This window comes from Petrotoga sp. Shatin.DS.tank11.9.2.9.3 (assembly GCF_003665005.1).
In the GTDB taxonomy this organism is placed as follows: domain Bacteria; phylum Thermotogota; class Thermotogae; order Petrotogales; family Petrotogaceae; genus Petrotoga; species Petrotoga mobilis.
In genome coordinates this window covers 217,347-230,249 of sequence record NZ_JGVT01000003.1, presented here as the reverse complement: position 1 = coordinate 230,249, position 12,903 = coordinate 217,347, and the positions used below count along the sequence as shown (strand labels likewise).

At 27.6% G+C, this 12,903-nt stretch carries 21 protein-coding genes; 13 read left to right on the top strand and 8 right to left on the bottom strand.

Annotation, left to right across the window (positions count from 1 at the left end; translation table 11 throughout):
* Positions 1-89 precede the first annotated feature (89 nt).
* The gene (locus BZ25_RS02950) at positions 90-1,199 is read right to left on the bottom strand and encodes a glycosyltransferase (protein WP_121567348.1); all 1,110 of its coding nucleotides are present in this window, start codon (positions 1,197-1,199) and stop codon (positions 90-92) included.
* Positions 1,200-1,383: 184 nt separating this feature from the next.
* On the opposite strand from BZ25_RS02950, the gene BZ25_RS02945 reads away from it, so the two are divergent.
* The 5 genes from BZ25_RS02945 (at position 1,384) to BZ25_RS02925 (ending at position 6,394) form a co-directional block, all read left to right on the top strand.
* Positions 1,384-2,262 carry a DegV family protein gene (locus BZ25_RS02945; protein ID WP_121567347.1) on the top strand — a complete coding sequence of 293 codons (879 nt, stop codon included), beginning with the start codon at positions 1,384-1,386 and terminating at the stop codon, positions 2,260-2,262.
* Between the two features lie 183 nt (positions 2,263-2,445).
* Entirely contained in the window at positions 2,446-2,718 is a 273-nt protein-coding gene (locus tag BZ25_RS02940; protein WP_121567346.1) for a LysO family transporter, read from the top strand.
* The gene (locus BZ25_RS02935) at positions 2,715-3,287 is read left to right on the top strand and encodes a lysine exporter LysO family protein (protein ID WP_121567345.1); all 573 of its coding nucleotides are present in this window, start codon (positions 2,715-2,717) and stop codon (positions 3,285-3,287) included. The genes BZ25_RS02940 and BZ25_RS02935 overlap by 4 nt, the downstream gene beginning before the upstream one ends.
* Positions 3,288-3,464: 177 nt before the next feature.
* On the top strand, positions 3,465-4,790 hold the full coding sequence (locus BZ25_RS02930) for a hypothetical protein (protein ID WP_121567344.1): 1,326 nt from the start codon (positions 3,465-3,467) through the stop codon (positions 4,788-4,790).
* An 11-nt stretch (positions 4,791-4,801) separates the two neighbouring features.
* Positions 4,802-6,394 (top strand): hypothetical protein, encoded by a 1,593-nt coding sequence (locus BZ25_RS02925; RefSeq protein ID WP_121567343.1) that lies wholly within the window; start codon positions 4,802-4,804, stop codon positions 6,392-6,394.
* 78 nt (positions 6,395-6,472) lie between these two features.
* Here BZ25_RS02925 and BZ25_RS10645 read toward each other — a convergent pair whose 3' ends face one another.
* Together BZ25_RS10645 and BZ25_RS02915 are read right to left on the bottom strand one after the other, a co-directional pair.
* Positions 6,473-6,637 (bottom strand): type II toxin-antitoxin system PemK/MazF family toxin, encoded by a 165-nt coding sequence (locus BZ25_RS10645; RefSeq protein ID WP_121567342.1) that lies wholly within the window; start codon positions 6,635-6,637, stop codon positions 6,473-6,475.
* Between the two features lie 24 nt (positions 6,638-6,661).
* Positions 6,662-7,219: a Panacea domain-containing protein gene (locus BZ25_RS02915; RefSeq protein WP_121567341.1), complete on the bottom strand. Its 558-nt coding sequence runs from the start codon at positions 7,217-7,219 to the stop codon at positions 6,662-6,664.
* A gap of 568 nt (positions 7,220-7,787) precedes the next feature.
* On the opposite strand from BZ25_RS02915, the gene BZ25_RS10275 reads away from it, so the two are divergent.
* The 6 genes from BZ25_RS10275 to BZ25_RS02895 all read left to right on the top strand — a co-directional run bounded on the left by BZ25_RS10275 (position 7,788) and on the right by BZ25_RS02895 (position 10,309).
* Positions 7,788-7,937: a hypothetical protein gene (locus tag BZ25_RS10275; RefSeq protein WP_158584840.1), complete on the top strand. Its 150-nt coding sequence runs from the start codon at positions 7,788-7,790 to the stop codon at positions 7,935-7,937.
* The gene (locus BZ25_RS10560; RefSeq protein WP_147429929.1) at positions 7,918-8,046 is read left to right on the top strand and encodes a type II toxin-antitoxin system VapC family toxin; all 129 of its coding nucleotides are present in this window, start codon (positions 7,918-7,920) and stop codon (positions 8,044-8,046) included. The genes BZ25_RS10275 and BZ25_RS10560 overlap by 20 nt, the downstream gene beginning before the upstream one ends.
* A 117-nt stretch (positions 8,047-8,163) precedes the next feature.
* Positions 8,164-8,460 (top strand): type II toxin-antitoxin system Phd/YefM family antitoxin, encoded by a 297-nt coding sequence (locus tag BZ25_RS02910; protein ID WP_121567340.1) that lies wholly within the window; start codon positions 8,164-8,166, stop codon positions 8,458-8,460.
* The gene (locus tag BZ25_RS02905; RefSeq protein WP_121567339.1) at positions 8,444-8,755 is read left to right on the top strand and encodes a type II toxin-antitoxin system RelE/ParE family toxin; all 312 of its coding nucleotides are present in this window, start codon (positions 8,444-8,446) and stop codon (positions 8,753-8,755) included. The genes BZ25_RS02910 and BZ25_RS02905 overlap by 17 nt, the downstream gene beginning before the upstream one ends.
* 229 nt (positions 8,756-8,984) lie before the next feature.
* Positions 8,985-10,097: an ATP/GTP-binding protein gene (locus tag BZ25_RS02900; protein ID WP_121567338.1), complete on the top strand. Its 1,113-nt coding sequence runs from the start codon at positions 8,985-8,987 to the stop codon at positions 10,095-10,097.
* A complete protein-coding gene (locus BZ25_RS02895) occupies positions 10,097-10,309 on the top strand; it encodes a hypothetical protein (RefSeq protein WP_121567337.1) in 213 nt (70 codons plus the stop codon). The genes BZ25_RS02900 and BZ25_RS02895 overlap by 1 nt, the downstream gene beginning before the upstream one ends.
* 26 nt (positions 10,310-10,335) lie before the next feature.
* On the opposite strand, the gene BZ25_RS10270 is transcribed toward BZ25_RS02895, so the two are convergent.
* Positions 10,336-10,512, bottom strand: coding sequence for a hypothetical protein (locus BZ25_RS10270; RefSeq protein WP_158584839.1), 177 nt, complete (start codon positions 10,510-10,512; stop codon positions 10,336-10,338).
* Between the two features lie 97 nt (positions 10,513-10,609).
* The gene (locus BZ25_RS02890; RefSeq protein ID WP_121567336.1) at positions 10,610-10,897 is read right to left on the bottom strand and encodes a helix-turn-helix transcriptional regulator; all 288 of its coding nucleotides are present in this window, start codon (positions 10,895-10,897) and stop codon (positions 10,610-10,612) included.
* A gap of 408 nt (positions 10,898-11,305) precedes the next feature.
* Between BZ25_RS02890 and BZ25_RS02885 the strand changes: the two genes are divergently transcribed.
* Entirely contained in the window at positions 11,306-11,491 is a 186-nt protein-coding gene (locus tag BZ25_RS02885) for a hypothetical protein (RefSeq protein ID WP_121567335.1), read from the top strand.
* Between the two features lie 81 nt (positions 11,492-11,572).
* On the top strand, positions 11,573-11,734 hold the full coding sequence (locus BZ25_RS10265; RefSeq protein WP_158584838.1) for a hypothetical protein: 162 nt from the start codon (positions 11,573-11,575) through the stop codon (positions 11,732-11,734).
* Positions 11,735-11,753: 19 nt separating this feature from the next.
* Here BZ25_RS10265 and BZ25_RS02880 read toward each other — a convergent pair whose 3' ends face one another.
* From BZ25_RS02880 to BZ25_RS02875, 3 genes are all read right to left on the bottom strand, one after another.
* On the bottom strand, positions 11,754-11,963 hold the full coding sequence (locus BZ25_RS02880) for a hypothetical protein (protein WP_121567334.1): 210 nt from the start codon (positions 11,961-11,963) through the stop codon (positions 11,754-11,756).
* Between the two features lie 208 nt (positions 11,964-12,171).
* Positions 12,172-12,324: a hypothetical protein gene (locus tag BZ25_RS10260; protein ID WP_158584837.1), complete on the bottom strand. Its 153-nt coding sequence runs from the start codon at positions 12,322-12,324 to the stop codon at positions 12,172-12,174.
* Between the two features lie 170 nt (positions 12,325-12,494).
* The gene (locus tag BZ25_RS02875) at positions 12,495-12,710 is read right to left on the bottom strand and encodes a DUF2283 domain-containing protein (RefSeq protein ID WP_121567333.1); all 216 of its coding nucleotides are present in this window, start codon (positions 12,708-12,710) and stop codon (positions 12,495-12,497) included.
* Between the last annotated feature and the right edge of the window lie 193 nt (positions 12,711-12,903).

Sequence of the window (12,903 nt, the reverse complement as noted above, 5' to 3'; positions counted from 1 at the left end):
AAAGGATTATAACAACTATTTTACTTTTTATCAAATGCTAAGTTATGAGATGTTGACCAAGAAAAGACCATCTTTTCAAAAAGTATGGGTTACTTTGGTAAGTTAGATATTAGGCCAACAAATTTCCTTTCTTTTTTTTCATCCCATATAAACCTTTTTTGGTGTTTTTCAATATTATCTAGGATACCTTCGTAATTTTTGTATGCATTTGTGATCTTTTCAACACTTTCTTTTAATTCAGTTGGGTCTATGACTACCCCTAAGCCTAAATCTTCTACCTGTTTAGCCATTGAAACAAAAGAAGCTTTTACAATAACAGGGGTGCCTGCAGCTAAAGAGTCGTAAAACTTATTTGGTAATGCAAATTTAAAGTTATTATTGTATTGTTTTCTCCCTTCGTTGTAAGAAATTAAGGAAAAAGCTACATTTGATAGTTCTTTCATCATCTCTTCATAAGGTAAAAAATCTGTCGATTCATGGTCTATATCTTTAAAATTTTTTGAATCCATTCCTATAATCTTGAATTTAAAATCTTTTTCGATTAAAGACTTCAGTATTTTTTTCTCATCTTCTATCTTTCTTGTCACTTTGCCAACTAAGACGATTTCTTTTGATTTTTTTTGGATATCTGGTTTTATGATAAAATTTGCATAATTGGGAATGATATAGGTTTTGCCTTTATCTATGTTTGCTTTGTTAACAACATCATCTCTCATTTCTTGGGAAACGAATATTGCCATATCAGAGAGTTCTAACTGTTTTTTAAAGAACCTCCAAACAGTTCTTATTTTTAAATTTCCGATAATTCCTTCTAACTCCTCTAAAAAATTTTCTGGATGATATTCGTGAATATCATAAACTATTTTTTTATTTCTTTTTTTAGCTATTTTAAAAGGTTCCAAAGGCCTGCTTGCTAGAAAATGATGCATATATAAAATGTCATAATTTTCGTTAGTCACCAAATCACATATTTTCTTGTCTAGTGGCCTTCTATTTATAAGTTTCTTTAATGGATTGCCTTTTGTTCCTTTGGTGTATTTTATAGGCATATATTTTATATTTCCATCTATATATTCTTTTTCATCTTTGTCAGTCCAATACTGGTAAATAATCTCATGAAATTTAGAAAGAGATCTCACCGTTCTGTATACTCTTTTATCAAACTTTGGATGCATGTAACCTATGATCAGTATTCTCATAAGGTGTCTCCTTGAAAATGGATTTTTTGGATAGATTATAAAAATGCTACCTATCTACAAATCACCAGTCAATTTTATAACATATTATTTGAAATAAAAAGTCAATCGATTGAACTGATTATTTTATTTTTATTTATAAATTGATATAATTATATTAGAAAAAAACTTACAGGGAGGATTTTTTATGTCTAAAATAGCACAGATAGTTGATGCAGCAAGTAATTTACCAAAAGAAATTGTTGAGAAATATAATATCCTTAAAATTCCCTTTTACATTACGTTTAATGGGAAAGATTACCTTGTTCAAGGTAAAGACATATCAGACGAAGAATTTTATAAGAGAATGGCTGAAAATCCAAACAACGCCCCAAAAACAGCAGCACCAAGTCCAGAAGATTGGTTCAACGCCTTTAAAGAAAGATATGACAAAGGTTTCAAAGAGATCATAGCTACAACAATATCAAGTGATTTATCTGCATGTTATCAAAATGCTTCTATAGCAAAAAATGATTTTACCCAACAATACCAAGACTCAAAGATCACCTTAATCGACACAAGAATTTGTACAGCTGGTCAGGCTGCTTTGGAAATAAAAATAGCACAATTGATTAACAGTGGGAAAAAGCTTTTTGAAGAAATCTCCAAAATAGCAAAAGAATCTATCAAAAAAACTACTACAGTATTCACAGTTAAAACCTTGAAATACATGAGAGCTGGAGGAAGAATAGGCGGTGCTACACAGTTTGTTGGCACTCTATTAAATATAAAACCGATAATGGAATTTGTGGATGGAGTGGTAAAACCAATAAAATCAGCTCGATCAAGAAGAAAATCTTTAGATGAAATGGTCAATATAATCGCAGATAGGATAAAAGATCCCAAAAAGGTAGTCCTCTGTACAAGAAATGCTATGTGTGAAGAAGACGAAGAATACATGTTAGGAAAGCTAAGAGAAAAGTTAAACTATGAAGATGAAATATATTCTGGTACTTTAGGAGCGGTAATTGGAGCTCATTCTGGACCAGGGGCAATAGGAATAGGCTTCACAGAATTAGAAGAATAAAACAACAGGCATCTTAAGATTCCTGTTGTGAGAAAAAATATTATGTAAAATAAAAAACGCCTAATTTGGTAGTTGCATAAAGCCAAATGAGGTGTTTTTTAAAACTATCAAGTAACGAGAAAAAGAAGAGAACACTGTAAAGATTTCCAAAAAACTTTAGGATTAATTAAAAGGTGATTCTTCATGATGGTTGGAATACTTATAGCTTTTTTAATTGGCCTTCTTATCGGATTTAAAGGTCGGCTAAAATGGCTGAAAAAAATTAACCCCGTTTTATGGTCCACAGTTTTATTGCTTTTTTTTATGGGTTATGAAATTGGCAATGATGATTCTTTGATTTCTCAAATAACAGAAATAGGATTAACCGCCTTATACATTGCAGTTTTTTCAATTATTGGGAGCATTATCTTTACCTCTATTTACGAAAAGTTCTTTAAAAAGGAGAAATCTAAATGATACTGCTTTTATCTGCAGTTACTGCCGGAATAGTATCTGGTATTTACTTTAACTTCCATATACCGAGCAATTTAACAACTATCTTATTAATGTTTTTAGTTTTTAGTGTTGGGGTTGATATAGGAAGTGAAGAAAAGATCCTCTCAAAATTAAAAGCAAGCATGAAAAATATACTCTTTCAATCAATTTTAACTATATTAGGCAGTCTTACCTTTGGATCTCTGGCAATATTTTTTACGGGCTTGAATTTAAAAGAATCCCTAGGAGCTTCCGCAGGATTCGGTTGGTATTCTCTTTCAGGGGTTATGATAACCAATCTCTATTCTCCTGTTTTAGGAGCAATCTCTTTTACTGCAAATGTAATTAGAGAAGTTTTGGCGATAATTTTAATTCCTATAGTTGCAAAATGGTCTCCTTTAGGAGCAGTATCAATTGGGGGAGCAACTTCTATGGATTCAATGCTTGGAGTAATTTCAAAAAGCACCGATAAAGAAACTACTTTAATCGCCTTTGGTCAGGGAGTAATTCTTTCAATCTCGGTTCCTATTCTCCTAACAATCATTTTTTAAAATGACTGGGTTTATTTAACCGGAATGAATTTGTTTCTTCCAAATATTTGCTAAGTCTTTCTATTCACAATTTGCGCATTGCTAATATTTCTTTTGCTGCGTTGAGTAAAAAAAATCTTGAAAAATATAAGCCGATAATATAAAATAATATTAAACTATTATTGTGGGGGTGTTTTTATGAAAAAGGGAACAGAGATTTCGCTTTTTTTAGTTGTAATAATATTATTGGGGATAAGTATATTTTTTAATTACAAAATGTATGAACTGATTTCTAACAATACAACTATATTTCATGAGGAAAGTGAAAATGATTCTAAAACATTTGAAAAGTCTATACAATTATTAAAAGATGGAGACATTTTAAATGCAAATAATTATTTTATAAATTTCATTAATAAAGAAAAAAACAAATTTCAATATTTGGATAGTTACTCCAAAGAATATGTTCAAACGTTAAAAGATATACCTGATGTTTCGTTAAAAACAACATATCTAAATGATTATATATCTTTTTTATATAATCAATATCTAACAATAAAATCAGAAAATATAGATAATTTAACAGATTTAATATCTGAACTGGAAAATACATTAATTGGATATTACAATGAAGTTGAAGAAGACATGTTTCAAGATAATGAAACTATTTCTAATAATGAAATAACCGCTTATATCACGAATATTCTAAAAAAACCGGTTAATAATTTTCAAGAATATCAAGAAAATAAGAATAGTATCTATAATTATTTATACGAAGACTTTTCCGATCAAGAAGTTTTAGACAAAGTTAACACCTGGGAAGAAAAATGGGATAATTATTTTTTGATTTTAGATTTAACAGAACAAGGTAAAAAGTATTTAGATGCCTGTGATAATAAAAAAGACAATAATGAAATATATTTAGCAAAAGCAAACGAAATAAAAATGACATTAATATCTTATTTACCGCTTTTGAAAGCTGGAGAATCAGAATCAAATAAAATAATAAATGATTTTATTAATTTCTATGATAATTTCCTACTGAAAAAAGAAGAACAAATTTATAACGCTCTAAAAGCGAGAAATGATGAAATAATTGCAAGTAAGGATAAATACTATGCAAAAATAAATAACCTAAACAATTTAAAGATTGATTTAAATAATAAATATGCGAGTCTGGACTCTGAAACATATAAAGTAAAATTTGAAGAATTAAATAAAGAAATAACCTATGAAATTCAAAGTTTACAAAAAACTCTTTACAATGCTTACCAAAGATATGCCTTACAAAATTTTGAAGATTATTTCAATTATTCTAAGAGTTTAACATTGAATAGTGAAGAATCTAGAAAGTTGTTAGAATTATGCTTAGGTGATTTAGATACAACTCTACTGAATCAAGATGTAATGATGATATATAATGAAATCTATTCAAAAATATATAGTAAGTTAAACGCAGAAGAAAAAATATCCGCAAGTTTATACTTATTAGATTCTAAGAAAAAGGCATTAGAAGACTTTTAAGGGGTATAAAAATGCGAAATTTAAAAATGATAATAATAATAGTAATATTAATACCAAGTTACTCTTTTTCTGTAATGTTTGGGGAGATAGAAACAACAGAAAACACTCTGAGAATTCTATCAAACTCAGCTAGAATCATTAAAAATGAATATATTTACAACACTTCTCAATATCCAAATTATTTAATAACTCAACCTTACATAAATAACTTTAACAAGTACAAAGGTAATATATCCGAAAATATAATGGATCAATTTTTTCTAAAAGATGGTTGGCATAGAGTAATTCCATCTTTAAATAACAATGGAATAGATGGATTATATTTAAAATACAAAAATGATAGTCCAGTAGACATGATAGTTTCAGAATCAAAGTATGGTACTTCAAAGTTAGGGAACACATCTCATGGGAAACAAATGAGTCCAACCTGGATAAAGAATAATATAAGCAATCTAAAAAAAGATTTTTTAGAAATAAAATTTGATCCAAACATAGATATAAAAAAAGCTAGTGATAGTTTTGACCTTCCTATCTCCGGAAATAAAAGTGTGAAGGTTTATAGAATAAATAATAGGCTCTACATAAAAGATACTAAAAATATAGAATTAGTTAAAAAATCTATAAACAATCACGTAAAATATCTTGAAGGAATAGAAAACGGCAACCTAAATTATAGGAGAAGGCTTTTTAATTTCAACTTTGAAAACAATAATAATGTCTCAATTAAAATAATTGATATGGACAGTCAGAAAGTAACTCTCTTAAAAACTGAAAATTTTAAAAATCTTCCTCCATCGCATAGGAATGCAATTAAAAATGGAATAATTAAAAATGACATGACAGAATTAATTAAACAAGGGTATAATAAAAAAGCTGCCTATAATAAAGCTACTAAACAATTTGAAACCAGGCTAAAAAATAATGAATTACATAAATATAGCACTTCACAAATTTATAAGGTAAATCCATTATTAACAGATGCTTTAAAAATAGGATTTACATCAATTGGTATATCATTACTGGAAGAATTTATTCTAAGTAATATAACGGGTCAAAAAATAAATTGGAATAGAACTTTTCTAAGGTCCGCACTTATAGGTTCAGTTGAAACACCCATAGTACTATATTCAAGATTTGTAAAAAATCCAAGTCCTTTAGTCTCAAATTTATATATGCTAGCAGGGATTACAGCAGTTGATTTACTTTTAAGCTGGATTTCTGGAGATCTAACCAAAGAAACAATTTTAAATACCACTATTTCTTTTGGTGGTACACTGGCAGCAACTTTAATGGTTGAACCTGTTGTAAAAAGTGTTTTAATGTTTATAGCCACGAATTTTGGAGAAGCATCAACTGGTGTAGCTATTTCATCATTATCTGGTGCCGCTGCTAAAAAAGCTGCATTAGCTTGGCTTGGTGGAGGAGCATTATCAGCAGGTGGCGGCGGGATTGCTGCAGGTACAGCTTTAATTGCCGGAATTTCCGTGGGAGTTGTTGTTGTTACCATAATAGTTTATCAAGGATATAAAGCTTTTAAAAACCATCAACTAGATAATCTTATAAGAGAAGATACAATTCAATATTTAAAAGTGAAATATGAGTAAATTCCCATTGAGCTAAAGACTCAATGGTTTCCTTTCACCTTGAATTTATAAATAAATATTACATATCCAAAACATAAGCTAATCTTTTTTTATCTCTATTTTATCTTCCTCATTTAAGCTAAAACATTTTTTATTCAAAAATGTTTTATCAACAGTAAATATTTGTGCGCAGTCAACAATAGAATCTTTATTTAGATTTTTATATTTAGATTTTTCTAATTTATAATTATGAAAATACTTCAATTGATTATTTTTTGAATCACTACTTTAAAAATATATTTCTGTCAAACTGTTGAAATCCTCATTTATTCTTATATCATCATAGTCATTACTTTTATAACATTCTTTATTAGCTTCTTTAGCTAATAATTTAGCCCTATTATAGGCATATTCTGCTTTAATTTCTGATATTTTATAATCATCTAAATTTTCATTTCTATACTTAACAAAAAAATAAGGAATAATCTGATTAAATTCAGATAAAATCCAAGGAGCATCACGATGGCTTTCTTCTTCTAATTCCTTACCGTTTTTCATTTCATTTTCATGCCATACCTCTCTAATAATTTTTAATTCATTTATTTCAAAAAGGTCTAAATTAGGTTCAACAATTTTTTCTAATTTGTGAATAGTATAGATCTTATTTTCTCCTAGAACTTGTATTTTTTCTTTTTTTAAAAGTTTATTATTAACCATTTCTTCTATTATTTTTTGATAATCTTCTATAACAGGACCTCTTGGATATTTTACATAATTATAACCAGTTATTGGTTTTGAAAATTTCTCATAATATTTAAAATCAGTAAAGTATAAAAGTTTATTTATTTTTTTATACCATCAAAATTTTGAAAATTTGAAATATATAGCAGAATTAGATTAAATAATTTTGTTTTGTTTTTCTTCATAACTCCACCTCCACCTACAAATTATACCTAAGTTATACTAAAAAAATTTAAATTAAACATATTTTTACAATAATGAACTAGAGATACTTTTAATTATAATTATGACATCATTTTTTATGATTTTTATATATTGCCTCGACTAAACAAAGTGCAAGGAAAAGGAGCTTCAGCCAAATTTCTTAAAAAATTAATTTTCCGCTGAAATGCCTTTGGAGAGTTGCTGCCCTTGCAATATGTTTGTGAAATTTTCAATATAAACAGTAAATTTTAAACATTGTGATATTGATTTTTACCGCTCTCAGTATAACCGAATAACCTTTAACCTCTATCTTTTGTCTACAACTTCAATATCTCTTATGTATACCACTAGACTAAAACTCAAAATATTGCACGTATAGTCCTTAGTCAGTTGATTTTCTCTTCCAACAGAAAAACTGTTAAAGAATTATAGTTTAATTTAATAAAAGAACACTGAAGAGGTGCTACTAATGAGCTATATTAGAAAGATTACTAACAGTGATGAATTATCTAAGAAAACAGATTTACCATATGATCTAAAAAATAAACATAAATCCCTGCAAGAAGCGTTAAAAAAGTATAAAAATGAAGCATTAATCAATGAAGAAAACAGCATTTGAGGAAAATAACCTTTTTATTCCAAGTGAAGTTATAGCAGAAATAGTACATGTTTTAGAAAAAGTTTACTTATTAGACAAAAAACAAAATAATAAAATTCTTTCTGAATAAGTGGATTTTGACAATATCACTTCAAGCAATCTCTTAGCTTTATTCACACATTATTAGTTATATCTTATTTTAATTATGATATAGTATAAGTATCGATAATGATAAAGGAGAATCTTTATGCCTTATATTAGAACAGTTTCTGATTTAAGAAATAAATATAAACAAATATCAAAATTATGCCATGATGAAGACGAACCGGTATTCATAACCAAAAACGGTAAAAACGATATGGTATTAATGAGTCTAACTTTATACGAAAAAAAGAAAACTTTATATGAAAAGCAACAAGCTTTACTAGAAATATACCAAAAATTATCTGAAGCTGAAGCTGAAAGTGAATCAAGCAAAACCAAAATCTCCCATAGACAATTGATGGATGAAATGAAGGCCAAGATAAATGAGAAAAAAATATAATATTAACTATTTTCCAATTGCTCGAAAAGATTTGATCGATATTATGGGGTATATTCAGGAAGATAATCCTTATGTGGCGGTGAAATTCCTAGACCAAATTGAAGATACTGTCTATAAGTTAGAAGATTTTCCGTATCTGGAGGTTACACCTCAAGAAACTCATCTCCAATCTATAGGCTATCACATTCTAGAAATTAAAAACTATCTATTCTTCTATTTAGTAAAAGAAAACACTTTAGAAGTTCAGATCCGAAGAATTATTCGAGAAAAAAGTAAATACGATTTTTTATTATAAGTCCTTCTCAGGGCTTATTTTTTTTACAATTTTTTACCAAGGTTTAACGTCATACAACTTCAGCTATTTCTCCGTTAAGCAAACCAATGTGTACTGTCCTATTTTATATTAATTGCGACAAATAAAGAAAATATATTACCAGATATGTTATAATAAGTAAAAAATAAGTACTAATTGTGGTCAAAATCTAACTACAATTTTTCTTTTAGAAAATAAGGATGTGTAAAAAATGAAAAACATTTATAAAAACTTAACTATTAAAAACTTTAAAAGATTTAAGACCTTAGAAATAGAAGGCTTAACTGATATAAATTTGTTTTTTGGTGACAATAATATGGGGAAAACTTCAATAATTGAAGCTGTTTTTGCTCACAGCTGTGGGTACAATATTAATGCTCTCGTGAATAATTTATTATCGAAAAGACAAATGGGATATTTTAATGGTATATATGATTTTGGGGAGAACTTGATAAATTTATTCAACAAAGAAAATACCAGCTTCTACAATATGGAATTTTCTATCAGTACAACTAGTCAAAATGGTCAAAAAACCATCACAGATTATAAATTTACACCATCATACTTTTTAGAACCATTGAACGATGATTACACAAATATCAACGCTAATAAAATTGATTATAATATAAATAATAAATTAGAAAATAATACAGAGAATCAGATTGTGTATTTAGGAAACTTGAAAGTAAAAATAAATGGTAAAGAAAAAGAATTTAAAATCAATTTTCCCTTAAATATCCCATCACAAGAGCCTTTAAGAAGTTGTGTTTATCATGATATTCTTGACCATAGAATACCAGGAAGAACTATAAACATATATGGTGCTCTTAAAAGAAAAAATAAAATGAATGAATTTATCGAGGAAATTCAAAAAATATATCCTGAAATAGAAGATATAGAAGGAATACCGCTTCCAAACGGAGCGATGAAAATATATATCACTTTAAAAAATAAAAAGGTTTCTTTTTCAGATCTTGGGGATGGTTTCAGAAGATGGTACTATATTATAGGGAGCATGGTTTTATACCCAAAATCAATACACTTAATAGAAGAAGTAGACGCAACATTCCATCCAAACTCTATTCCCGATTTTGCAGAAACATTATTTAATTATTCAAATAATTATGAGAATCAAATCTTTATGACTTCTCATAATCAAGAATTTTTGCACATATTTTTAAAAGCTTTCAAAAATAAAGAGTTTCTAGAAAAAAATATTTCAATATTTACATTAAAAGAATTAGATAACGAACTGAAGATACTAAAATTAACTGGGGAAGAGGCTTTAATAAACATAGAAAAATACAATATGGAGTTAAGATAATGAAAACATTTATACTCTGTGAAGGAAGAACAGACAGTCATTTAATAGGTTTTTATCTTGAAAGTGCTAAAAAAGCTAAATTAGGATGTTATTTATCTATATATTCACCAGACTGGTCCTTAGATAAAATAACAGACAAAATTAAACAAATTGACTGGAAAAACCTTAAAGATATCAATTCAATATACGAAAAAATAGTTCAAGGACTATAAAAAGCGATTATTTCTCTACCTTTCATCTAAATTTCATGAGCCTTCAACACCTTTTGGACTATCTGTTCTTTAGTATATTTATTATCTTCTATTTCTTTTAAAAATCTCAAATCATCTTCATCTATTCTATACCCTTCAATTTCCATAGTATTTTTAACGTATTCAATTTTATTCAAAAAAGATCTATCTTTTTTTGTTGGCATGCTAACCTCTCCTACATTAATCGTACATTACTTTGGTTAATAAATAATAATTATTTCCATCTTTTTATTCTCTGTACAACCAAATACTCTCTGGTTTCTATCTTTTGTCTACAACTTCAATATCTTTTCCTGTAGCATTTAATAGTTTTTGAACAAAATCAATTCTTGGGTTTACTAAACCTCTTTCAAATCTTGATATTACTTGTTGTTGTACTCCTATTTTTGCAGCTAAATCTTTCTGTGTGAGATTATTTCTTGCTCTATATTCTATAACAGTTTCTATCAATTTATATTTTAATTGTAAATCATCATACATTTTTTTTATTTCTGGTTTCTTTTTCAGTATTTTTTCTTTTTCTTTTTCATAATCATATAATTTTTCCATTTTTATTCCTCCATTTCGTCTATTAATGTTTTATTCTAAATATTTCAGCAACTGTACTTTTATCCTCTTTTTTAGTACTATTGGATAATTTATCTATATATTTTTTTAGTTTTTTAGCGTAAACTAACTTCATAATTTCTTTCCTTCTTATATTATACAACATTTTTGTTGTATTTTGAAGTACTTATAAATACTTTGGCATAATTATACATATTTTTATAACTTTCTGCCAAAATAAATAAAAAAGGCACCAACAATAACAATAAGATGATATCTTTATTATACCACTAGACTAAAACTCAAAATATTGCACGTATAGTCCTTAGTCAGTTGATTTTCTCTTCCAACAAAAAAACTGTTAAAGAATTATAGTATAATTTAAAAAGAAACAATGAAGAGGTGCTACTAATGAGCTATATTAGAAAGATTACTAACAGTGATGAATTATCTAAAAAAACAGGTTTACCAAATAATCTAAAAAATAAAAATAAATCCCTCCAAGGAGCATTAAAAAAGTATAAAAATGAAGAATTGATAAATCAAGAAAACACCATTTGGGAAAAAGTCGTGAAAGATAAATATAAAAATAATTGATGCGAATGTAGTCTTAAGATATACTCTACAAGATAATGAATGTTTATCAAATAAAGCAATGGTAAAGGAGATATTGTAGTTATGCGCCAGTCTTTATATGAAAAGCAACAAGCCTTACTAGAAATATACCAAAAATTATGTGAAGCTGAAGCTGAAAGTGAAACAAGCAAAACCAAAATCTCCCATAGACAATTGATGGATGAAATGAAGGCCAACCTAAATGATATGATACCTCCAGAGTAGACACGTAATTAATAAAAAACTATATATTATCTTTTAGACTGTAATCTTTCATCTGAATTTTATGAGCCTTCAAGACTTTTTGGATTATCTGTTTTTTAGTATATTTGTTATCCACTATCTCTTTTAAAAATCTCAAATCATCTTCATTTATTTTATACCCTTCTATCTCCATAGTATTTTTAACATATTCAATTTTATTCAAAAAAGATCTATCTTTTTTTGTTGGCATACTACCCCCCCGCATTAATTGTAAAACCCTAAAGCAACAACATTATCTACTAAACAATTTTTTCAACATCTAAGTACATAGTTATTGTCCCACTATCTGATATATTCAACTCATTCTTATTTGAATCAAAGTATTTTTTTGTAAAATCAACAAAATTAACAACTTTTATGTTATATAACTTAACATATTTTTCCAAATCAATCATATATTAATTCATAACTTTCTTTAATATTTTTGATCGAATCCTTTTATTCTTTTTTGCTTCTTTCTTTTCTTGCTCAGAAAAAGCTTTTGAAAAAATATTCTCAATCATCTCAGCATCTTCTTTTTTATGAACTTCTATTGGTTTAAAATTTTTCATATAAATCACCTCTACATAAATTATACATAATTGTATTACTTCTTGGCAAGCAAGTAAATATCAAAAATACATCCTCCCAACTTGATATCACTAATATACGTTACCCTTGCACATACTAAACGAAAAGTGTACCACCCTATTACACAAATCCTGTATAATGAAATTTGGATTCATTCAATTTCAACTATTTCTCTTTTTGGTGATTTAAGAATTTCAGTTACAAATTCCCCAAGTAATTTACTGGCGTTTAGTATCTCTATTTCAACTGCTTTCCCATTCTCATCATAATTCACTATTATTTGCCCATATTCTTCAGCATGATGTATCTGTTTGTCTTCTAAGAGCATAGCCAATGTGTCTCCTTCTCTGTCATATCTTACTTTCATTCATATCTTCTCCTTTCGCCCGGATATACCGTAACTAACATTTTACAACACTTTGATTAATATATTATAAAAATAATACTTATTTTAAACTCCGCTAAATTTTTTTGAAGAATCCTAGCATAGCTGGGAAGGGACTTGAGCTTTTTCCTTTTACCAATTATAGAAATCATTCTCTCACTATCAGCATCACCTA